At 66.1% G+C, this 22,018-nt stretch carries 18 protein-coding genes, 2 other RNA genes and 1 pseudogene; 12 read left to right on the top strand and 9 right to left on the bottom strand.

Going from position 1 to position 22,018, the window contains the following annotated elements:
* Window positions 1-243: 243 nt before the first annotated feature.
* The 4 genes from XaplCFBP3123_RS15020 to gap form a co-directional block, all read right to left on the bottom strand.
* Window positions 244-1,602 carry a DUF3999 domain-containing protein gene (locus tag XaplCFBP3123_RS15020; RefSeq protein ID WP_104534759.1) on the bottom strand — a complete coding sequence of 453 codons (1,359 nt, stop codon included), beginning with the start codon at window positions 1,600-1,602 and terminating at the stop codon, window positions 244-246.
* Entirely contained in the window at window positions 1,599-4,370 is a 2,772-nt protein-coding gene (locus XaplCFBP3123_RS15015; RefSeq protein ID WP_429001633.1) for a DUF2339 domain-containing protein, read from the bottom strand. The genes XaplCFBP3123_RS15020 and XaplCFBP3123_RS15015 overlap by 4 nt, the downstream gene beginning before the upstream one ends.
* A 194-nt stretch (window positions 4,371-4,564) precedes the next feature.
* Window positions 4,565-5,035, bottom strand: a complete 471-nt coding sequence (locus tag XaplCFBP3123_RS15010; protein ID WP_104534757.1) for a hypothetical protein — start codon at window positions 5,033-5,035, stop codon at window positions 4,565-4,567.
* Window positions 5,036-5,251: 216 nt separating this feature from the next.
* The gene (gene gap, locus XaplCFBP3123_RS15005; RefSeq protein WP_104534756.1) at window positions 5,252-6,253 is read right to left on the bottom strand and encodes a type I glyceraldehyde-3-phosphate dehydrogenase; all 1,002 of its coding nucleotides are present in this window, start codon (window positions 6,251-6,253) and stop codon (window positions 5,252-5,254) included.
* Between the two features lie 484 nt (window positions 6,254-6,737).
* Here gap and XaplCFBP3123_RS15000 point away from each other — a divergent pair.
* The 9 genes and pseudogenes from XaplCFBP3123_RS15000 to XaplCFBP3123_RS14960 form a co-directional block, all read left to right on the top strand.
* Window positions 6,738-6,974, top strand: a pseudogene (locus XaplCFBP3123_RS15000) (SgcJ/EcaC family oxidoreductase); the annotation flags it as partial.
* A gap of 102 nt (window positions 6,975-7,076) precedes the next feature.
* Window positions 7,077-7,700, top strand: coding sequence for an OmpW/AlkL family protein (locus XaplCFBP3123_RS14995; RefSeq protein ID WP_104534755.1), 624 nt, complete (start codon window positions 7,077-7,079; stop codon window positions 7,698-7,700).
* A gap of 119 nt (window positions 7,701-7,819) precedes the next feature.
* Window positions 7,820-8,434, top strand: coding sequence for an OmpW/AlkL family protein (locus tag XaplCFBP3123_RS14990; RefSeq protein ID WP_104534754.1), 615 nt, complete (start codon window positions 7,820-7,822; stop codon window positions 8,432-8,434).
* A gap of 89 nt (window positions 8,435-8,523) precedes the next feature.
* Complete coding sequence (locus tag XaplCFBP3123_RS14985; protein ID WP_104534753.1) at window positions 8,524-9,339, top strand: S1/P1 nuclease; 816 nt, start codon at window positions 8,524-8,526, stop codon at window positions 9,337-9,339.
* A gap of 13 nt (window positions 9,340-9,352) precedes the next feature.
* Window positions 9,353-10,177 carry an MBL fold metallo-hydrolase gene (locus XaplCFBP3123_RS14980; RefSeq protein ID WP_104534819.1) on the top strand — a complete coding sequence of 275 codons (825 nt, stop codon included), beginning with the start codon at window positions 9,353-9,355 and terminating at the stop codon, window positions 10,175-10,177.
* Window positions 10,178-10,252: 75 nt separating this feature from the next.
* A complete protein-coding gene (gene modA / locus XaplCFBP3123_RS14975) occupies window positions 10,253-11,029 on the top strand; it encodes a molybdate ABC transporter substrate-binding protein (RefSeq protein WP_104534752.1) in 777 nt (258 codons plus the stop codon).
* A 15-nt stretch (window positions 11,030-11,044) separates the two neighbouring features.
* Window positions 11,045-11,731 (top strand): molybdate ABC transporter permease subunit, encoded by a 687-nt coding sequence (gene modB, locus XaplCFBP3123_RS14970; protein WP_172453300.1) that lies wholly within the window; start codon window positions 11,045-11,047, stop codon window positions 11,729-11,731.
* Complete coding sequence (gene modC / locus XaplCFBP3123_RS14965; protein WP_104534750.1) at window positions 11,731-12,345, top strand: molybdenum ABC transporter ATP-binding protein; 615 nt, start codon at window positions 11,731-11,733, stop codon at window positions 12,343-12,345. Before modB ends, modC begins: the two co-directional genes overlap by 1 nt.
* Window positions 12,346-12,391: 46 nt before the next feature.
* The gene (locus XaplCFBP3123_RS14960) at window positions 12,392-12,949 is read left to right on the top strand and encodes a flavin reductase family protein (RefSeq protein WP_104534749.1); all 558 of its coding nucleotides are present in this window, start codon (window positions 12,392-12,394) and stop codon (window positions 12,947-12,949) included.
* An 18-nt stretch (window positions 12,950-12,967) separates the two neighbouring features.
* Here XaplCFBP3123_RS14960 and XaplCFBP3123_RS14955 read toward each other — a convergent pair whose 3' ends face one another.
* The 4 genes from XaplCFBP3123_RS14955 to XaplCFBP3123_RS14940 all read right to left on the bottom strand — a co-directional run bounded on the left by XaplCFBP3123_RS14955 (window position 12,968) and on the right by XaplCFBP3123_RS14940 (window position 15,352).
* Window positions 12,968-13,561 carry a hypothetical protein gene (locus XaplCFBP3123_RS14955; RefSeq protein WP_104534818.1) on the bottom strand — a complete coding sequence of 198 codons (594 nt, stop codon included), beginning with the start codon at window positions 13,559-13,561 and terminating at the stop codon, window positions 12,968-12,970.
* Window positions 13,550-13,625: non-coding RNA, sX9 sRNA (locus XaplCFBP3123_RS14950), on the bottom strand. The genes XaplCFBP3123_RS14955 and XaplCFBP3123_RS14950 overlap by 12 nt, the downstream gene beginning before the upstream one ends.
* Before the next feature lie 70 nt (window positions 13,626-13,695).
* A complete protein-coding gene (locus XaplCFBP3123_RS14945) occupies window positions 13,696-14,994 on the bottom strand; it encodes a TonB family protein (protein ID WP_104534748.1) in 1,299 nt (432 codons plus the stop codon).
* A complete protein-coding gene (locus XaplCFBP3123_RS14940; RefSeq protein ID WP_104534747.1) occupies window positions 14,984-15,352 on the bottom strand; it encodes a BlaI/MecI/CopY family transcriptional regulator in 369 nt (122 codons plus the stop codon). Before XaplCFBP3123_RS14940 ends, XaplCFBP3123_RS14945 begins: the two co-directional genes overlap by 11 nt.
* Window positions 15,353-15,504: 152 nt before the next feature.
* On the opposite strand from XaplCFBP3123_RS14940, the gene XaplCFBP3123_RS14935 reads away from it, so the two are divergent.
* From XaplCFBP3123_RS14935 to XaplCFBP3123_RS14925, 3 genes are all read left to right on the top strand, one after another.
* On the top strand, window positions 15,505-17,463 hold the full coding sequence (locus XaplCFBP3123_RS14935; RefSeq protein WP_104534746.1) for an acetyl-CoA hydrolase/transferase C-terminal domain-containing protein: 1,959 nt from the start codon (window positions 15,505-15,507) through the stop codon (window positions 17,461-17,463).
* Window positions 17,464-17,594: 131 nt separating this feature from the next.
* Window positions 17,595-18,770, top strand: coding sequence for a phosphatidylinositol-specific phospholipase C1-like protein (locus XaplCFBP3123_RS14930; protein ID WP_429001631.1), 1,176 nt, complete (start codon window positions 17,595-17,597; stop codon window positions 18,768-18,770).
* A gap of 136 nt (window positions 18,771-18,906) precedes the next feature.
* Window positions 18,907-21,621, top strand: a complete 2,715-nt coding sequence (locus XaplCFBP3123_RS14925) for a TonB-dependent receptor (protein WP_104534744.1) — start codon at window positions 18,907-18,909, stop codon at window positions 21,619-21,621.
* A gap of 238 nt (window positions 21,622-21,859) precedes the next feature.
* On the opposite strand, the gene XaplCFBP3123_RS14920 is transcribed toward XaplCFBP3123_RS14925, so the two are convergent.
* Window positions 21,860-21,925, bottom strand: a non-coding RNA gene (locus tag XaplCFBP3123_RS14920) — sX9 sRNA.
* Window positions 21,926-22,018 lie beyond the last annotated feature (93 nt).

Below are 22,018 nucleotides of genomic sequence, written 5' to 3'. Positions count from 1 at the left end.
CCAGTGTCTGGGCGCTGCGCGGGCAGACGACGCCCTGGGAGCAGCCGCACGACGTGAGTCTGGCCCGCGTGCAGGTCGCGGAGATTGCCGCTTGCCTGTCCGCGTGTCGCCGCCCATACGGCTGGCGATGCGGGGGATGGTCGGTCGAAGACGACGGGCAATGCGGCTGCCTTGGCGACGGGGGATGCCCATTGTCGGACCTTCGCGCCGCAGCGGCAAACCGCCGTGCGACGCACGTCGTCTTCAGGGGCTGCGACTGGCCGCCGAGCTGCGCAGCAGACTCACGGCGAAACCACCGACCAGCAAGGCGCCGCCGACCAGCAGCGCCCATAGCAACCAGCGCTTCCAGTCGCGCGGTGTGGCGGCCGGCTGCAGCGCGGCATCGCCGGCCAACGGCTGTGCCTGCGCGGCGACGTTGGCCTGCGCCGGTTGCCATTGCGCCCCGCGTTCGTGGCGCAGTGCCTGCAGCATCGAGGCCAGGGGCGCGTCGCCACGTTGCACCCGCGCGCTGCCCGCGACCACCGCATACGGCGGCTGCCCCTGTGCGAGGAACATCATCCGCTCCGGCTGGTAGCCAAGACGCAGCGACGGCATCGCAGTGCTGCGCCCTTGTACGGCGAGCGACCGCCACTGACGGTCGCGCACCGGGGCCGACAACTGTTGCGGCGGCGACGCAGCGGCGGTGCCAGTACCCAGACGATACGCCAACCACGGCCCGGCACGTTGCAGCCACGGCGCGTCGTCGGCATCACGGCTTTCCACGAGCCATTCGATCGCCTCGGCCCGACCGCCGCTGACATCGACCTGGGTGATCGGAAAGCGCCCAGGCAAGGCATACACCACCGCCTTGTCCTGCGCAGTGCCCGGCAATTCCAGCCACTGCGATTGCAGGGGCGCGGAGACGCCTTCCAGTTCCGCATCGACCACGCGCAAGGCCGGCAGATCGCCCGACACCGGCACGAAACGCAGATAACGCGCGCCATCGTCCAACGCGATGCGACGCTGCTGCAGACGCTGCGCCCGATTGTCCAGCGCCATCACGGTGGCATCGGCGGCGAGCACGCGCCAGACGCGCAGATCGTCGCTGCCTTCCACACGCAGCCGGGCCTGCACCGGCGTATTGCCATCCCAGTCCAGCCACAGCGCACGCGGACGATCGCGCAACGCGCTGGCATCGATCAGCCAGCTGCCACCGGCGCCTGCAACGGCAGCGGTGCCGGTGGCGAAGCGGCCTTCCAGCCGACGCACCGCGCCACTGGCATCGCGTTCGGCGATCAGCTGCAGATCGCCGTTGGCAGGCGCCACACCGGCCGGCAGCGCGAACAAGGGCAGGCGTTGCCGACGCGGCGCGGCAGCCGGCGCGGCATCCACCGGCAATAGCGCGGCCGGCATCTCCTCGCCACGCGCGTCGATCACCGTGACATCGCGCAGCGCCGCGTCATGGGCGCTGCGATAGATCGCCGCGTTCAACCGCAGCTGATACATACCGGCGTCCGAACCGGCCGCCTCCAGCGGCCACTGTTGACGATAGTCCTGGCGCACATCGGCCGCCTGCGCCATTAGCGGCACCAGCAACAGCCATCCCCATTGCCTCGATCTCATGCCTGATCCTTGTCCACGCCATCGTCTCCGACAGCCTGCTCTTCGGCCACCAGCTGGCGCGGCGGCGCCGGTGCCAGATAGCCCACCACGGTGCACAACAGGCCATAGGCCATGAACGAGCCGATACCGAGCAGATTGCCCAGATGCTGGCGGTCGACCAACACCAGCTTGGCCAGCACCAGGCCCATCAACAACGCCCCACCCAGCCATAGCCCTCGCTGACCGCGCCGCGAGCCGATCACCCAGCCCAGCACGCCCAGCACGCTCCACACGATGGTCAGGCTGGTCTGCGACAGGGTCGCGCCGATCAGCCCGGCATCCCACGCCACACCACCCCAGTGATGCACGCTGTGCAAGGTGCTGCCGGTGATCAAGGCCCAGCCCGACACGCCCAGCGTAGTGACCCGCCACCGTTGCACGGCCAACGGCGCCTGCGCAGACCAGCCCCAACGCGCCAGCAAGGCCAGCACCGCCAGTTGCGCCAGCTCGGCCGGGTTGAGCAAGGGCAGCCACGGCAATGGCGCTGCGCTCACCGGGTCCAGCAGCACGATCAGCCAACCGATGCCCAGTACCGCGAACACACAGCCCAGCAAGGCATTGCGTGCCCGATCGAAGCCGGCACCCTGCGGCCACGCCAGCCACGGCCAACGCAACAGCCCCACCGCCGCCACGATCAGCCAGGGCGCGGCCAGCAAGGCGCACCGCCAGCCATTTGCCAGCATGAACGTATCGGCCAGCCAAGCCACGCCCAACGAGACCACCAGCGGCCATAGCAGCCACCAGACGAACTGTGCGGCCACCGCGCCGGCGCCGTGCTGCCTGCGCAGGCACCAAAGGGCGCGCGTGCCGGCCACGGCGAACGCCAACCAGGCCAGCGCCCCCCAATGCGCGAACGGTTGCGTATGCGCATGGCGTTGCCACAGCGCCAGCGGCGCAGCCAGCGCCAGCCCGACCATCGCCGTCCACACCAGCGCCGTTGCCGGGCGACGCCGATGCACCTCGGCGGCCAGCCACACGCTGAGCGCGACAAAGCCCAGCAGCAGATCCGGCTCGCTGCGCAGGTCGTCGGCAAAGCGCAGGATCTCGTGCACACCGCACAGCGTCCACCAGCCCAGCCCCCACAGGTACGCCACCAGCGCGCGGCGCGGCTGCCCTGCGTCGCGCAGGAACCAGGCACTGGCCCAGCCGGCCAGCGCAAGCAGCAAGGTGCTCATGCAGGTGGCATTGGCCACCGCCACTGCGTCGTAACGCCACGCATCCACACCGAACGCGACACCGACGGCCGCCAGCAACTGCAACGCCACCCCGCTGAACTGCGAGATCCGACGCCCCTGCCGCAGCCCCAGCCACAGCAGACCGGCGCCTTCGAGCGCGAAGACGCTGGCGGTGGCACGCGCCGACAAGGCCAGCGGCACCGCCAGGGTGGCAAAGCCGACGGCCAACATCGCATGCGCCTGGCCCAGCAAACGTGTGGAGGCACGCCGCAGCAACCAGCTGGCCAGACCCGCGTATAGCGCAGCCACCGCCAACGCGCATAGCGCCAGCGGCAAGCGCTCGCCATCCAGCAGGCGCGCCTGCAACGCGAACGCCACCAGCGGTGTGCCGAACAGCAGGCTGCCGTCGATGCGCTTGCCCGCACTGCCATCGCCACGCCGCGCATGCAGTACCGGAATCGCCACATACATGGCGAAGAACAACAGCAGGAACGGCTCGGTCGTGGCGAATTTCGCCGGGGTGTATTGCAGCGCGCCCCACAGCGTGCCGATGCCGAAGGTGAAGGCGAATCCGAGCAGGTTCAGCACCCGCCACGGACGCGTCCAGGCGATCGCCACGATGCCGGCATTGAGCACTGCGTAGTACGAAAACAGCGCGACATGATTGCCGCTGCCGGTGGACAGCCAGATCGGCGCAAGGAAGCCGGCCAGCACACCCAGCACCGCCAGCGTGCGCGAATCCTGCACCACCGCCAGCACGCACATGCCCGCGATCAGCACCACGCTGATGCCCATCGCCAGGCCTGCGCCGAGCAGCCCATACAACTTGAACGCGGCAAACACCGTCAGCAGCAAGCCGCCGATGGCCCCGCCCTGCAACGCCAACGCAAAGCCGGGCCGTTGCAGCCGCTGCTTCCAGCCCAGGACCAGGCCGGCGAGCGCCAGCACACTGATGCCGGCCAGCCGCAGCTCGATCGGCATGCGCATCCAGCCCTGGTCGCTGGCGTACTTCAACAGCGACGCCACACCGGCCAGCAACACCAGCATGCCGACCTTGACCGGCACATTGCCTTCGGTGAACCAGCGCTTCACTGCGCTGGCCACGCGCGCCAGCGGGCCTGGTCCGGAGGGGACGTCGTGCGCTTGCTGCTCGAACGCGGCAGGCGCAGCGATCAAGGCCGGTGCGTCGACTGCGCCGCGCGCCGACGACGATGCGGGAGCTTCTGCCGGCAACGATGGCGGCATCGGTCTCGGCATTGGCGCGACCGGCGTCGGCGACCGCGCGGCTTGCAGATCTGCTGCGCGAGGCGCCTCAGGCTCGCCAGACGCAGACATGCCGAGGTCTGACGCCTGTTGCGGCTCCCATGCATTGACTGGCGCTGGCGCTTGCCTGTGCACCGCCGCGGCGTCCGCGCCCCCTGCGCCGCTGGCCTGCCATTGCGCGAGCCGCTGTTCCAGCGCACCCACGCGCCGCCGCAGCCCGGCGATCCACACCAGGGCGATCACCAACCCGACCGGCACCGCAAGCAGCAACAGCACCACCAACCCAATCATCGTTTCCAACGCACAACCCCTGAGTCGGCATCCGGCCGAATGCGCGAACCATACAGGCTCAGGCCGCGTCTGGGCAGCCGATCACCGGCTGAGGCGTAGCGACGCGATGCCGTTGGCGACATCCGCGCGCAATGGCTACATGCATGTACACGCCCCCCAAAAAAAACGCCCGGGAGAACCGGGCGTTTTGAACATCATTCGCGGTAGCCGCTGTCGTTCTTGTTATGGATGATCCAGATCAGGTTGCCGCCGGTGTCCATCGACTTGCCAGCGAACACCAGACGCCCCTGGCCCTTGTAGGCCATCTCATAACGGTAACGGTCGCCACCGAAGAAGAACGGGATGAACGCCTTGCCGGTCACGTAGGACCCCTGATCGTTAGGCTGACCAATCAGATCGGTCACCTGCTTCATCGGCATGCCGATCTTCAGCTGGGTGAACTTGCTGTCAGGCGCCGGCTTGCCGGTGATCTCGCCTTCGTAATCGTTGACACCCTTGACCGTTTCGCCATAACCCGCCTCCACATCGGAGGACTTGATCACCTCACCATCGGCATTCATCCAGGCCGGCGTACCGGTCTGCTTTTTCGCCGCCCAACTGTTCGACGGAGCCGACACCGCAAACACCACACCGAGCGCCAATACGCCCGCCAGAAATTTACTCATGAGTTTTGTTCTCTCGATCCATGGAGTTCCCCGATCCTTCGTACACGACACGGGAACGGCCGCCGTGCCCGCAAATTAGCGCACGTGGGCCTCGCAAAGTCCACTTCTCGTACTGACGACGAAGCGGCGACGGTACATGCACGCAACACATTCCGGCAGACACAAAACGAAAGGCCCCGGCATGCCGGGGCCTCTACGCATCGCCTAAGCGCGAACTTACTTCGCGACAACCCGCACCATTTCCAGGCACTTGTTGGAATAGCCCCACTCGTTGTCGTACCAGGACACCAGCTTGACGAAGGTCGAGTCCAGCGCGATGCCGGCGTCGGCGTCGAACACCGAGGTGCAGGTTTCGCCACGGAAGTCGGTGGCCACGACCTTGTCCTCGGTATACCCCAGCACGCCCTTCAAGGCGCCTTCGCTCTGCGCTTTCACTTCGGCACAGATCTCGGCGTAGGTGGCCGGCTTTTCCAGTTCAACGGTGAGGTCGACCACCGACACGTCCGAGGTCGGCACGCGGAAGCTCATGCCGGTCAACTTCTTGTTGAGCTCAGGAATCACCACGCCCACGGCTTTGGCGGCACCGGTGGAGGACGGAATGATGTTCTCCAGGATGCCGCGCCCACCGCGCCAATCCTTGTTCGACGGGCCGTCCACGGTCTTCTGCGTTGCCGTGGCCGCGTGCACGGTGGTCATCAGGCCGCGCTTGATGCCCCACTTGTCGTTGATCACCTTGGCCAACGGCGCAAGGCAGTTGGTGGTGCACGAGGCGTTGGAGACGATCGCTTCGCCCTTGTAGGTCTTGTCGTTGACGCCGAACACGAACATCGGCGTGTCGTCCTTGGACGGTGCCGACAGGATCACCTTCTTGGCGCCCGCGTCGATGTGCTTCTGCGCAGTTTCCTTGGTCAGGAACAGGCCGGTGGACTCGATCACCACGTCGGCGCCGACCGCATCCCACTTGAGGTTGGCCGGGTCGCGTTCCTGCGTGAGGCGGATCTTGTTGCCGTTGACGATCAGCGTGTTGCCGTCGACCGACACATCGGCCTTGAAGCGGCCATGCACCGAGTCGTACTGCAGCATGTAGGCGAGGTAATCGGGCTCGAGCAGGTCATTGATGGCCACGATCTCGATGTCATTGGCGAAGTTCTGCACCGCAGAGCGCAGCACGTTGCGGCCGATGCGACCGAATCCGTTGATGCCAACCTTGATTGCCATGTTCACTAGCTCCTGCGGCCGCAATGGCGCGGCGGATGGAAAGGGACCGCCATTCTAGCAGCGTCGCACTCGCGCAGCCGTGCTGCGGCCAGCGCTGCGGTATGTGGCGCGGGGACGTTGTGCCGTGGTGCATGCGTGGTGGGGATTGGGGATTGGGGAATCGGGAATCGGGAATCGGAAGGTGGGCACCCTGTCCGGGTGCCGTCAACCGACAACGTGATGAGCTCGGCAGCGCCAGCGCGGTATGCGCTGACGCCCCCCTGACTCGAGGGCCCGTGACGATCTGGGCCGCCGCACGGAAGCGACAATCGGAACTGCGCCCTATTTTTCGATATATCCAATCCATTTCAATTACTTAATTTTTACATCGATACGCTGAAAGGCATATTCATGCATCTGCCGAACAGCGGAACTTCGGCGCTCCGTCAATTTTGATACTGGCCCTGCCTGCTCAGGCACCCATCCATCAGAACGGAGATTCCCCATGCGTCGCACCCTTCTCTGTCTGGTTCTGGCCCTGGTTGCCGCCCCGGCGCTGGCTGGCGGCGTGATGCATTACACCGACAAGGCCACGCTGCCCGCCGATGGCCACGCGCGCGCAGTCGCCGCGCTGTTCGACACCTGGAACGCGTCACTGGCTACCGGCAACCCGGCGCCGGTGCGATCACCCGCACGGCGCAGATCGCTGTTGTCGCTGCCGGTCACTGCTCACGTCCGTGCATGACCCACAGCGTCGTTGCGCCGACGGATTGATCAGGATCAAGGCATCCATCGGGCAAAGCCCCAAGACTTCCTCCATCCTCTGCACACAACGAGACTTTCCATGCGCATGCGCTCTACCCTTCTCCTCGCCGGCCTGGCCGCCACCTTCGCCAGCGTCCCCGCACTGGCTCAATCCAAAGGCGACTGGACCGTTGCCATCGGTGCCCACCAGGTCGCGCCCAAGTCCGATAACGGCCGTCTGGTCGGCGGTACGCTGGAGGCGGACGTCGGCAAGGACATCAAGCCCACCTTCACCGCGGAATACTTCATCGCTGACAACCTGGGCATCGAAGTACTGGCTGCGCTGCCGTTCGAGCACGACATCGCGCTCCGTGGCCTGGGGCGTGTCGGCAGTACCAAGCATCTGCCGCCGGTGATTTCGCTGCAGTACCACTTCAACAGCCAGGGCAAGCTCTCGCCGTTCGTTGGCGCGGGCATCAACTACACCCGTTTCTTCAGCACAGACACGCGCGGCGCGCTGGCCGGCAGCGAGCTGGAACTGGACGATTCCTGGGGCCTGGCACTGCACGCGGGCGTGGACTACAAGCTCAGCGAGCGCGGCGCGCTGCGGGTGAACCTGCGCTGGATCGACATCGATACCGAAGCGCGCCTGGATGGCAACCGCATCGGCACGGTCAACATCGACCCGCTGGTCTACGGCGTGGCCTACGTACACCGGTTCTGAGCCCGGCAGCGTGCGCGATGCATCTCTGGCACACTTGGCGTCCAGGGACGTGAATCCACCGCCGGAGTTGCGGACAGGTTGGTCACGTCGACCGCCTGTCCGACCTATCCGGGGATTCCATGAGCATGCTGATCCGTACCGCCCTCGCCATCGCACTGGCCACCTTGGCCGCACCCGCCCTTGCACAATCGGCCGGCCACTGGACCACTGGCTACGGCGCCGGCTATGTCTCGCCCAAGTCCGACAGCGGCAGCTTCGGTGGCACGCGTGCCGAGATCAAGGGCGCCCCGGCGCTGTCGTTCACCTACGAATACTTCCTGCGCAACAACCTCGGCATCGAGGTGCATGCCGCGGTGTCGGGCAAGCACGATCTGGAGCTTGAGGGCGTCGGCAAGGTGGGCAGCTACTGGTCGGTGCCGCCGAGCGTGCTGTTGCAGTACCACATCAACGGCTACGGCACGGTGTCGCCGTTCGTGGGCATCGGCATCAACTACACCACGTATCTCGGCGAGGACGTGGATGACGCCTTCGGCAATGGCGACCTGAGCTTCGACGACTCGGTGGGCGCCACCGCGCATGTCGGTGTGGACTTCATCTTCAACGAGCGCAGCGGCTTGCGGGTGGATGCGCGCTGGACCGATTCGCGCAGCAACGTGGACTTCAATGGCAGCCGGCTGGGCAAGGCGCGGATCGATCCGCTGACCTATGGCGTGTCGTACCTGGTGTACTTCTGAGCCTGCCGCAGACGCCACGCTGAGCCGTGGCTGTGGTTGGACAGGGCACGGCCATCAAACCGTCCCGGACCGATGCGTACAATTGCCGGATGAAGACCTTCTCCCCTCGCATCCTCATTCTTGCCGCAACCGTTGCCGCGGCACTCCAGCCCATCGGCGCCTTCGCCTGGGGGCCGCAGGGCCACCGTCTGGTGGCGCGCATTGCCGAGACTGAACTGAGCCCGCAGGCGCAAGCGCAGGTGGTGCAATTGCTCAAAGGCGAAGCCAACCCGACATTGGCCGGTGTCGCCACCTGGGCCGACGAATTGCGCGAGCATGATCCGGACCTGGGCAAGCGCTCCGGCCCGTGGCATTACGTCAATCTTGGCGAGCACGACTGTACGTACGAGCCGCCGCGCGACTGCCCGGACGGCAACTGCGTGATCGCCGCGCTGGATCGGCAGACCGCGCTGCTTGCCGATCGCAGCCAGCCCCTGGACGTGCGTCGGCAGGCCCTGAAGTTCGTGGTGCATTTTGTCGGCGACATCCATCAGCCGATGCATGCCGGCTACGCGCACGACAAGGGCGGCAATGCATTTCAGCTGCAGGTCGCAGGCAAGGGCAGCAACCTGCATGCGCTGTGGGACAGCGGCATGCTCAACGATCGTCAGCTTGGCGACGATGCCTATCTGCAACGCCTGCTGGCGTTGCCGGCGACCGCTGCGACATCACCGGTGCTGCCACCGCCGGCTGCGGCCTGGGCGCAGGCCTCCTGCAGGATCGCGATCACGCCGGGCGTCTATCCGAGCAAGCACGTGTTGCCGGACGACTACATCGCGACTTATCGTCCGCTTGCCGAGACCCGATTGCGCGAGGCCGGCGACCGACTGGCCGCCGTGCTCAATGCGGCGCTGGCCGCGCCCTGAGATGGAGACGCCGATGCAGCCCGAGGTGCTTGCGTTCTTCCACGCCGACAGCAACACCTTCACCTATGTGGTCGCCGACGCGGCGACCGGAGCGGCAGCGGTGATCGATCCGGCGCTGGACTATGCGGCCGACACCGGCCAGGCGAGCACGCGCGCCGCCCAGGCCATTGTCGATGCCATCACCCACCACGGCTGGCAGGTGCAGTGGCTGCTGGAAACCCATGCGCATGCCGATCACCTGTCTGCCGCGCAGTGGCTGAAGCAACACTGGCCGCAGGCACGCATCGGCATCGGTGACGGCATCCGGGACGTGCAACAGACGCTTGCGCCACGCTGCGCGTTGCCGGACGACTTCCGTGCCGATGGCTCGCAGTTCGATCACCTGTTCGCCGATGACGAGCGCTTCGCTCTGGGCAAGCTGCAGGTGCGTGTCATCGCGGTACCTGGGCATACCAGCGACAGCATCGCGTATCTGATCGGCGATGCGCTGTTCCCCGGCGATTCGTTGTTCATGCCGGACGCCGGCACCGCGCGCTGCGATTTCCCCGGTGGCGACGCACGGCAACTGTTCGCCTCGATCCAGCGCATGTACGCGCTACCGCAAGACACCCGCGTGTTCGTCTGCCACGACTACGGCCCGGGCGGCCGCAGCGTGGCGTATCAGACCAGCATCGGCGAACAGCGGCGCAGCAATATCCACGTGCGCGACGGGGTGGAGATCGATGCATTCGTGGCGCAGCGCCAGGCCCGCGATGCCACACTGCCCGAGCCCAAGCTGATCCGGCCGGCATTGCAGACCAACCTGCAGGCCGGCCGTTGCGATGGGCTGGTTCGCTGACGCGCCAGCGTGACCGCGACGCGGCCGATGACGCGCAGCCGCTATGATCGGTGTCTGACCCAGCTGGAGCTTCCCATGCGCACGATCGGTTTTTGGCAGCGCGCCTTCTGCGTGCTGATGCTTGCCCTGCCCGTCCTGGCCACTGCGCAGACCGCGCCGGTGACGGTGTTCGCTGCTGCAAGCCTGAAGGAATCGATGGACGAGGCTGCGGCCGCTTACGAAAAGGCAACCGGCACACCCGTGCGCGTGTCCTACGCCGCCAGCTCTGCATTGGCACGCCAGATCGAACAAGGCGCACCGGCAGACGTGTTCTTTTCGGCCGACCTGGAATGGATGGATTATCTGCAGCAGCGCGGCCTGGTCGTGCCGGCGCAGCGTCGCAACCTGCTCGGCAATACCCTGGTGCTGATCGCCCCGGCCACCAGCACGCTGCGTGTGGATCCGCGCCAGCCGGGCGCGATTGCCAAGGCGCTCGGCGACAGCGGTCGGTTGGCGGTTGGCCAGACCAACAGCGTGCCGGCCGGCAAGTATGCCGCCGCAGCGCTGCGTAAACTCGGCCAGTGGGATGGCGTGCGCAATCGTCTGGCCGAGTCGGAAAGCGTGCGCGCCGCATTGATGCTGGTGTCGCGCGGCGAAGCCCCGCTGGGCATCGTGTACGGCTCGGATGCACGCGCCGACCCCAAGGTCCGCGTGGTCGCCACCTTCCCCGACGACAGCCACGATGCCATCGTGTATCCGGTGGCCGCCTTGAAGAACAGCAGCAATGCCGGCACCGCCGCGTTCGTGCAATGGCTGGGCAGCAAGCCGGCCAGGGCGATCTTCGTTCGCCGTGGTTTCTCGTTGCAGGATTGAGACGCGCCGTTGTCGATGTTCACACCGCAGGAGCTGACCGCGATCGGCCTGAGTCTCAAGGTCGCCATCGTTGCGGCCATCGCCAGCCTGCCGCCGGGCATCGCCTGCGGCTGGCTGCTGGCGCGGCGGCGCTTCCCGGGCAAGGCGCTGCTGGACGCCCTGCTGCATCTGCCGCTGGTGATGCCACCGGTGGTGACCGGCTACGCGCTGCTGGTGGTGCTGGGCACGCAGGGGCCGGTCGGCAGCTGGTTGCTGCAACATCTCGGCATCCAGTTCGCGTTCCGCTGGACCGGCGCGGCGCTGGCATGCGCGGTGATGGGATTCCCGCTGATGGTGCGCGCGATCCGCTTGTCCATCGAAGCGACCGACCGCCGTCTGGAAGCGGCCGCCGCCACGCTCGGCGCGGGCCCGTGGCGGGTGTTCTTCAGCATCACCTTGCCGCTGGCCTGGCCGGGCCTGGTGGCCGGCATGGTGCTGGCGTTCGCCAAGGCCCTGGGCGAATTCGGCGCGACCATCACCTTCGTGTCCAATATTCCTGGCGAAACCCAGACCTTGTCGTCGGCCATCTACGGGCTGATGCAGGTGCCGGGCATGGAATCGGGCGTGTGGCGGCTGGCCGGCGTTGCGTTGGCGATCTCGCTGGCGGCGCTGCTGCTGTCCGAGTGGCTGGTGCGTAGACCGCATCCACGCGAGGACGGCTGATGCTCGATATCGACCTGCACCTGCAGCGCGGCAATTTCCAACGGCATATCCACATCCAGGACCAGGCGCGCGTAGTGGCCCTGGTCGGCCCTTCCGGTGCGGGCAAGACCACGGTGCTCAACGCAATCGCCGGGCTGGTGCGGCCGCAGGCCGGGCATATCCGCATCGACGGGCGCTGCCTGTACGACGCCCGGCAAGACATCAACCTGCCCACGCACAAGCGCAGGATCGGCTACGTGTTTCAGGATGCGCGGCTGTTTCCGCATCTGGATGTGCGCCGCAATCTACGTTACGGCCGGCATGCCCGTGGCGCGGCGCCATTCGGCTTCGACGATGTGGTGGCGCTGCTGGGTATCGCGCCGTTGCTGCAACGCCGGCCGCGCAATCTGTCCGGGGGCGAAGCGCAGCGCGTGGCGATCGGCCGCGCCTTGTTGTCGCAACCGGCGATCCTGTTGTTCGACGAGCCCTTGTCGGCACTGGATCAGGCGCGACGCGAAGAACTGATTCCCTACCTGCAGCGCGTGCGCGACGAGATCCGTCTGCCGATGTTGTACGTCAGCCACAATCCCGATGAAGTACAACGCATCGCCGATAGCGTGCATGGACTGGGATGAGCGCATCGGCACCGACGATCACCGCATCCAATCACCTGGAGTGTCCATGAAACAGTATCGAAAACATGCATTCCCGGTGGAACAGGCGCGCCGCTTCCTCGAACCCGGCCCGGTGGTGCTGGTGAGCTCGGCCCACAAGGGCCAGCGCGACATCATGACCATGGGCTGGCATATGGTGCTGGAGTTTTCGCCCTCGCTGATCGCCTGCTGCATCGCTCGCGGCAACCACAGCTTCGAACTGGTCAGGCGCAGCAAACAGTGCGTGATCAACCTGCCGACGGCCGAGCTGCTCGACACCGTGATCGGCATCGGCAACAGCAGCGGTGCACAGATGGACAAGTTCGACCACTTCGGACTGACTGCCGTCCCCGGCCAACGGGTCGCAGCGCCAGCCATCGCCGAGTGCTACGCCAGTTTCGAATGCCGCCTGCACGACGGTCGGCAGATCAACCGCCACGCCCTCTTTGTATGGGAAGTGATAAGCGCGCAGGTGGCCAAGCGGCCCGCGCTGCCCAGGACGGTGCACTACCGCGGCGATGGCCGCTTCATGCTGTCCGGCGACGAAGTCTCGCGGCGGCGTCTGTTCGCACCCGACATGCTCTGATGGCAGCGATGCGCACGCTCAGTGCGCGGCCTTGTCGGTGCGCACGCTGACCTTGCCCTGCCGCACTTCGAAGGTGAACGCGAACGACAGCGTCACCGGTACCGGTTCCTGGCTGATCGCGCCGCTGCAGTCGTCCAGCGCTGCCGGCTGCGCCACGCCGGCGGCAAACGTGCACAGTGCGGCCGGCACGAACCGCCATTGCTGTACCGTGGTACGCACCGCCTGCAGCAGATCGGCGTTGTCCGGCAGCAGACCGGCCGCGCATTCGTCGCGATCGGACATGGGGTCGACGCGCTGTACTAGGCCTTCGGCGGTCAGGATCACATGCGCGCACACGGTGGTCGGCGGCAAGCTCTTCCGTGGCGAATCGGCCGGCAGCGTCGGCGCCGCGCTGCGCAGCGCGCGCGGCATCCGGAAGCGCTGCGCCGGCGCCAGTGTGTAAGGCTGGATGGAGCCGCCGCCCTCACCGCCCGACTGCGCGCTCAGCATGCGCTGGTCCACCGAATCTTCGCGCTGGCTGCGCTGCTGTTCCTGCACGCCTTGCGTTGCACATGCGCCAAGCGACAGCGCCAGGATTGCAGCGCAGGTCGGCGCGAGGGCGGCCGACAACACGTGGCGAGCAATCGTCGGGTGGCCGTGGCCAGCGCGCAGGAACCGGGGTGTACGAGTGGTACATGCCAATCCTGGGCACCGGCCGCGCCCGCCTGACAGTTGTGCAGTCGTTTTGCTGGCTGCTCTAGATTGCATCACGGCCTCTCCTGCATTGCGCAGCCTGCTGAAGCACAACCGGCAAGGCGGTTGGATGCTGGCGCCTCCGAGCGCGCGGCCCTGGCATCGGCATCGGTAGACGTTTGCTCCGGCGCATCCATTTCGAACTTCACCGGCACGCGCACCGTGGAAGCAATCGCCTTGCCATGTGCATAGGCAGGTTTCAGCCGCCACCGGCGCGCTGCCTCCAGCACCGCTCGATCGAACACGCCGGCCGGCATGCTCTGCACGACGGCGATGTGCCGCGGTACGCCGCCTGGACTGATCTCGATCTGCAGTTCGACAAAGCCCTCGATGCCGCTGTCGACCGCGGCTGCCGGATATCTCGGCGGTTGCATCGTGGCGAAATCCACCGCGTTGCCGGCCGCCAGCGCCGGTTGTGCCGCTAACGCAATGCGTGCCGGCTGCACGGCCCAGGCGGCGGTGCTGATCCCCGCCGCCAGCAGCAGTACCATTGCCACGCGCCAACGCGCACGTCCGGCAGCGATGGGCAAACCGCGCAGCGCCGCGATCCGCTGCGTCAACGGATGCGATGCAGCCCAATGACAGGCGAGCGGCGTAAAGTCTCCTCCAAGCTGAGTCTTGAGCATGGCGGTGGCGTAACTGCGGCGCTTGCCCGGATGTTGCGCCAGCACGGCCGCATCGCAGGCCAGCTCCTGATCCAGCCGGAACGCACGCCAGCCCAGATGCATCAGCGGGTTGAACCAGCCGATGCAGAGCATCAGTGCCGCCAGCAGATTGGCATGCAGGTCGCCGCGGCGCAGATGCATGCGCTCATGCGCCAGGATCAGGGCGCGCTCATCGGCGTTGTAACGCTCACTGAAATCCGCCGGCAGCACGATGCGCGGACGCCAGAGTCCCAACGATGCAGGAAGACCGGCATCGCACGCGGCCGACCAGAGCCGGTCGTTGAGCCGGTGCAACGGCCCCAGGCTGCGCATGAAACGCCGTTGCCGCGTCCACACTCCGATCGCCATCACCACCGTACCACCCAGCCACGCCACTGCCAGCCATGTTGCCCACGCACGACCTTCGCCATGCACGCTGGAGAGCGCCGGCATGGCAGTCAGCGCCGGCAACCTCGGCACCACGACACCCAGAGACGGGCCGGGCAACAAGGCCGCCACCAGGGCCAGCGGTACGCAGGACCAGATCGCATACGCCGCGGCGGCACCCAACAAATTGCGCAGTGGGCGACGCAGGAGCAGACAGACCAGCAGCGCAGCGCTGATGTAGAGCGTCGCGCGCGACAGCAAGACCCAGGCCTCAGGGTTCATCGTCCAACTCCTTGATCAGTTTTTTCAGTTCCGCGATGTCGGATGCGCTGAGTTTTCCGCGCTCGCTGAAGTGCGCCACCAGTGGCGCCACCCGCCCACCGAACAGGCGTTGCAGCAATCCCTCGCTCTGCTGCTGCACCCACTGCTCGCGCGCCAGCACCGGCGAGTAGAGATAGCGTCGCCCTTGTTTCACCGCGCGGATGGCGCCCTTGCCGAGCAGGCGGTTGAGCAAGGTTTTCACAGTCGGCTCAGCCCAGTCGCTGTGCCCTGCCAGCGCGCCGACCACGTCGTCGGCGCTGCGTGGCGCCGCGTCCCAGAGCACCTGCATCACCACCGCTTCGGCGTCACTGATCGACATGCGATTACATCCGTAATTTTTATCGATTACGCATGTAAACCTTACGCCTGTCAAGTCCGTTCTCGATCGCCTTGCGGGAAACGCGGGCATCGACCCGGCCTTGTCGGCGATCCGGTTAACCACCCCACCATCGCCTCGGCTACCCTGGACCGATGACCGAACACCTGACCGACCTGCCCAGCGCTGTTGCGCATATCCTGCAGCGTCTCGATGGCCCGCTGCGCGTCGGCGCGCCGTTGGGCATCGGCAAGCCGCACCGGTTGTTGAACGCGCTGTATGCGCAGCTCAAGCACACCCCGGCGCGGCCGCTGGCGCTGTACACGGCGTTGTCACTCAATCCGCCCAAGCCCGGCGCAGGACTGGAGGCGCGCTTTGCGGCACCGTTCATTGCGCGCCATTTCGGTGAGGATTTCCCGCGTCTTGCCTACGTCGATGACATGCTGCGCGATGCGCTGCCGGCGCATGTGCAGGTGGAAGAGTTCTACATGCAGTCCGGCGGGCTGCTGCACTCCACCCAGGCGCAGGCCGACTACACGAGTCTCAATTACACCCACGCTGCCGCAGCGGTGGCGCAGCGCGCGCCGAACCTGATCGTGCAGAAGGTGGCGCGCGAACCGGGCGGCACGCGGCTGTCGTTGTCGTGCAACAACGACATCACCCAGGACACGCTGGATGCGGTGCAGGCACTCGGCTTGCCGCGCCCCATGCTGGTGGCGGAAGTGGACACGCAACTGCCGTGGATCGATGGAAGTGCGGCCGTGGAGGAGGCGTTCTTCGATCTGGTGATCGACCTGCCCGGTCCGTCGCCGCGCCTGTTCGGGTTGCCCAGGCAACCGGTGAACACCGTCGACTACGCCATCGGTCTGTATGCCAGCACGCTGGTCCGCGACGGCGGCACCTTGCAGATCGGCATCGGCGCCCTGGCCGATGCGCTGAGCCATGCGCTGGTATTGCGGCATACCGACAACGCCACCTACCGGCGCGTACTGCATGCGCTGGACCCGGAACTGGAACAGCACCCTGCCGTGCGCGCCAGCGGTGGCCTGGCGCCGTTCGAGATCGGCCTGTACGGCTGCAGCGAAATGCTCAATGAAGGTTTCAAGCAGTTGGTGGACAGCGGGGTGATCCGCCGCAAGGTGCACGACGATCTGGCGCTGATGCAGCGCATCGCCGACGGTAGCGCCGACGCGGTCGATCGCGCGCGCCTGGCACGCGAAGGCGAGTTTCTGCACGGCGCGTTCTATCTCGGCTCGCCGGATTTCTACCAATGGCTACGCGATCTGGACGCGGACACGCGCGATGCCATCGGCATGCGCCGCATCAGCGAGATCAATCAGCTGTATGGCAGCAACGAAACGCTGGAGCGCCTGCAACGCCGCGATGCGCGCTTCTTCAACTCCTGCATGATGGCAACCGCGCTCGGTGCGGCGGTGTCCGATGGGCTGGAAGATGGCCGTGTGGTCTCCGGTGTCGGCGGCCAGTACAACTTCGTGGCGATGGCGCATGCCTTGCCGCAGGCGCGCAGCGCATTGATGCTGCGGGCCACGCGCGATGCCGGTGGACACGCAGCGAGCAATGTGCGCTGGAACTACGGGCACACCACCATCCCGCGCCATCTGCGCGATCTGTACATCAGCGAGTACGGCATCGCCGACCTGCGCCACCAGACCGATCAGGACTGCGTACTGGCGATGGCCGGCATCTGCGATGCACGCTTCCAGGACGCATTGCTGGCGACTGCCAAGGCATCGCGCAAGCTGCGTGGCGACCCTGCACTGCCTGCACGTGCGCAACGCAACACACCGCAGGCGCTGGAGCAGGCGCTGGCGCCGTTCCGCCGCGACGGCAGCCTGCCCGACTACCCGCTCGGCAGCGACTTCACCGATGTCGAACAACACCTGCTGCGCGCCCTGAGCTGGCTCAAACGTGCAACCGCCGGCAACGGCGCAAAGCTGACGACCGTCTGCCGCGCACTGCTGTCACGCGATACGGGCGATGCACACGACGCCGCCTGCCTGCAACGGATGGCATTGGAGGCGCCACGCAGCATCGCCGAACGCGTGCAGGCACGGCTGCTGGCGTATGCCTTGCAGAAGACCAGAGTGCCCTGAAGCGTCCATGTCGCGAAAAACGATGCCATGGCGCGTTTTCCGCACTGTGACGCACGACGGCAATACGGCGGAAAGCCTTGCGTCAGATTTGGCCCGGATGATGGCGAGCACCTTCTTTCCGGCCTGGCTGCATGCGCTGCTTATTCGTTGTTTCGGCTGTGAATCCAGGCGATGACCGCAGAGCGACGCCAGCGCGCGCGAAGCCGAGCAACACGCGCAGCACTACATGCCTTGGCCTGCTGCTGATGGCCGGCGTGACCGCGCATGCCACGCCTCGCCTTACCGATCTGCAATACATCGGCAGCCACAACAGCTACCACGCCGGCTTCGCCCCCAGCGAAGCGACGCTGCTGCAACAACTGAATCCGGAATTGTTCGCCGCACTGGATTACCGCCATCCGCCGCTGAGGCAACAACTGGACGATGGCGTCAGACAACTCGAACTGGATGTCTTCGCCGACGCCAACGGTGGCCGCTACGCGCACCCGGCCATCGTCGCGCAGCTCGCCAAGGCCGGCTTGCCGCCCGCAGCGCCCAGCGCACCGGCCGGGGTCATGGACAAACCGGGCTTCAAAGTCATGCATGTGCAGGATCTGGACCAGCGCAGCACCTGCCAGCCGTTGATCGCGTGCCTGCAGGAAGTGCGCGCGTGGTCGATGCAGCACCCCGGGCATGTGCCGATCTTCATCCTGCTGGAAACCAAGCAGGCGCCGGTGCACCTGGCCTTTCCGACCGTGCAGCCGGAGCCGTTCGATCCGGCGGCGATGGATGCATTGGATGCCGAACTGCGCTCGGTGTTTCGACCCGGCGAGTACCTCAGCCCCGATCAGGTCCGTGGCACCGCAGCCACGCTCAACGCCGCGGTGCGTGCGCATGGCTGGCCGTCGTTGAGTGAGGCACGCGGCAAGGTGGTGTTCCTGCTCGACCAACGCGCGGCCGGTACGAGCTACCTGCCCGGGCATCCGTCGCTGCGCGGACGTGTGTGCTTCACCAATGCCGTGCCGGGCCAAGACGATGCCGCGTTCACCGAGCTCAACGATGGCCCCGCCGAGACGATCACCCAGCTGGTGAAAGCCGGCTATCTGGTGCGCACGCGGACCGACGCAGACCTGAAGGAAGCGCTGCGACACGACACCACCCGCCGCGACCGCATGCTGGCCAGCGGCGCGCAATTGCTCAGCACCGACTTCCCCGCACATGAGCCGGCAGGCAACGGTTACGTGGTGCGTTTCGATGGCGTTGCGGTCGCACGCTGCAATCCCCAGCTGGCGCAGGCGCACTGCAAGGGCGTCGACCTCACGCATTGAGTCGAGGTCGCGGCCGTCGTCGCAGTCTCCGCACCACACACAGACCTGTCGCAATGGAAGGCGTCGGTGTTGCACACCCGTACCCGCGTCACGAGGGCCGGGCACCCCACGTTCTCCAACCACGCGAGCCAACTGCATGCAGCCCCCCCGCACCACCCATCGCCTGACCTGCGCTATCGCGCTGGCGCTGTCCGTCCCTGCGTTTGCCGAGACGCCGGAGCCCGGCACCACCACGCTGGATTCGGTGAACGTGCAGGCCAAGCACGCCGCCACACCGGGGTCGCTCAACGAACAGCGCCTGTCCAGCAGCGTCAACAGCGTGATGAGCAAGCAGCAGATCGATGCGATCCCCTCGGGCGGCATCGCCGATGTCGTGTCGCACATGCCGGGCCTGTCCGCATACAGCGACATGCATCTGGGCCAGGCCACCACCGGCGAAAACGCCTACGTCAGCATTCGCGGCATGGACGCCAGCTACAACGCCTACACGCTCAACGGCTTCGGCATGCCGGAAACCGATTCGTCGACGCGTGCGATCTCGTTGAACATGCTGGCGCCGTTCGGCATCCAGTCGGTGCAGGTGTCCAAATCCCCCACACCCGACATGCCCGGAGATTCGATCGGCGGCGCGATCGACATGCGCACGCCCAATGCCTTCGACTTCGGCCAGGATCTCTACGCCAAGAGCACCGCGCAAGGTCAGTTCAACGCGCTGGCCTCGAAGCTGGGCGGCAAGCACAGCGGCGGCACCTTCCAGCAGGAGCTGGCCTGGAAATTCGGCGATGGCCATGCCTTCGGCCTCTACGCATCGGCGTATTACGGCAGGAACAACAACATGGCGCAGGCGCCGGCGCCCAACAGCAAGTACCTGCCGGCCGATCCCGCATTGGCCGCTGCAACCGACCTGCGCGATGTCGGGCCGTTGATCAGCACCCGCTACAAGTACAGCCTCTACACCAGCCAGATCGAACGCTACGGCGGCAACCTCTCGCTGGATTGGCAAGGCGACAACAGCGCGCTGTATGCGCGTGCCATCTACGGCAGCTACGGCGTCACCGGACAACAGGACCAGTCCAGCGCGCGCCTGGAAACCTATCGCAACCAGCCCACCGCGGTGCGCGGCGGCTATTTCAACACGCACGATATCGACGAAAAACTGGCGACGCTGCAGCTGGGAGGCCAGACCACGCTGGAGCGCTTGCGCTTCGACTACGGCAGCTCGGTCGGTCGCGGCACCCGCAGCCGCCCGGACTACGTGTCGGCCAGCTTGTATGGCTTTACGCCCGGCAGCTTCGCCTTCGGCCTTGGCAACCCGCGCTATCCCAGCATCGCGCCGAGCGCGCCTGCCTTGCAGGACTTCTTCTACAACCTGGATTCGTCGTTGCTGTGGAAGGTGCAGGGGCATGACGCCGGCAGCCACGACAACCGCATCAACGCGCACACCGATATCACCTACCAGGTCGATGGCGACCTGCTGGACAGCGTCAAGCTCGGCCTGTCTGCCGACCACTCCGATCGCGGCGCCTACGATCACCCGTTCTTCCACAAGGACGGCAACTTCGTCACCAACGGGCCTTACTTTGGTGGCACCAACTACGCATTCCCCACCGCCGGCGGGCCAGCGCTGAGCGCGATCCCGGGCCGCGTCACCTACCACGCGTTCGACGGCCGCTACGCCGGCCCGTTCAAGCTGCTGGACCGCAACTGGATGCTTGCGCAGGCGCTGCCATACAAATATGTCAACGATCCCAACGGCGCAGGTGTCTATACCGCCAACGACTACAACGCCAACACCACCTCCAGCACCGAGGCGATCTATTCCGGTTATGCGATGGCCGCCCTGCATGTCGGCTCGGTGAGCGTGCTGCCCGGCGTGCGCTACGAGTTGACACGCTATTCGGCCCAATCCTGGCAATCCAGCGGCGATGGCAGCACCGGCAGCTTCGTCGGCACCGGCAGCACCTATGGGCAAGTGCTGCCGGGTATCAGCATCAACTATCGGCCGGATGATCTCACCGTGTACCGCGCGTCATTGCGCCGCAGTTTCAGCCGCCCGGCGTTCGGCCTGATTTCCGGCGAGACGGTATACACCATCGACGATACCCAGCAGGTGATCGGCATCTCCAAGCCCAATCCCGATCTGCATCCGAGCAAGGCCGACAACGCCGATCTCTCCGCCGAGTTCTACGACCACAGCGGTGGCGTACTCAGCGCATCGACCTATTACAAGCGCATCGCCGGCTTCATCTACACCTCGCAATCGGCGACCAGCAATGACAACACGTTGGGCGGGCTGGTACCGACCGGCACCACCTTCGAAAACGGCGTGCCGGTGACCATGCCGCAGAACGGCGGCACCGCAACGCTGTATGGACTGGAGCTGGCAGCGAGCAAGCGCCTGCAGGATTTGCCGGGACGGTGGAGCAACGTCGGCGTCACCGCCAACCTCACGCTGCAACACAGCCAGGCAGACAGCAAACGCAGCGATCAACCGGAAAAGACCTGGCTGCCGCGCGCACCAGAACGGATCTACAACCTGGATCTGTTCTACGACGATACGCACCTGCGCGCCGACCTGAGCTACAACTACACCGGCCTGCAATTGCTGGGGCTGACCAGCGACCGGCTCAACTATTACCTGCAACCGGTCAAGTCACTGGACGTCACTGCGACCTATCATCTGCCGCATCATGTCGACGTCGGAGTGTCGGCCAAGAACCTGCTCAATGCCGCCACGTTCTACGAAACCCAGGGCAAGTCCAAGCGCTACATGGCCTACGACCCCGGTGCCGATGGCGCCTATGTGCAGACCGGGCGGGTGTACATGCTGACCTTGGGCTACACCTACTGACGGCGGACCTGCAGACAGCTGCTGCGCGATGTCGGCCGCTGCAGGGACCGGGTCTGCACCGATCCGAAGCAATCGCCTGACTGACACGCAGGCGATCGATTGGTGCATGGTGCACCACTCCCCTCCGCCGTGCGGATGGAAGCATCAGCAGCACGCGGCGGCCTCTAATCGGCCGCTGCGCGGACACGAGATGGCAGGTATCCACTCCTCACCCGCATCGCTACTGCGCCCTTAGAGCAGCTAACAAAACGTAGCGAGCAGTTGTCAGGTGGGCGCGGAGGAACGGAGCGTGCGGGGGGTACATGCCGATTCCGGGCAGCGGTCGCGCCCGCCTGGGCTGTACAGTAGTTTTGATAGCTGCTATCAGTCAGTCACGGTGCAGCCATTTCACGCAGAC

The sequence above is a fragment of the Xanthomonas arboricola pv. populi genome, assembly GCF_002939945.1.
Classification (GTDB): Bacteria; Pseudomonadota; Gammaproteobacteria; order Xanthomonadales; family Xanthomonadaceae; genus Xanthomonas; species Xanthomonas arboricola_A.
The sequence above is the reverse complement of the archived record's forward strand: the minus strand, read 5'-3'. Positions and strand labels throughout refer to the sequence as shown.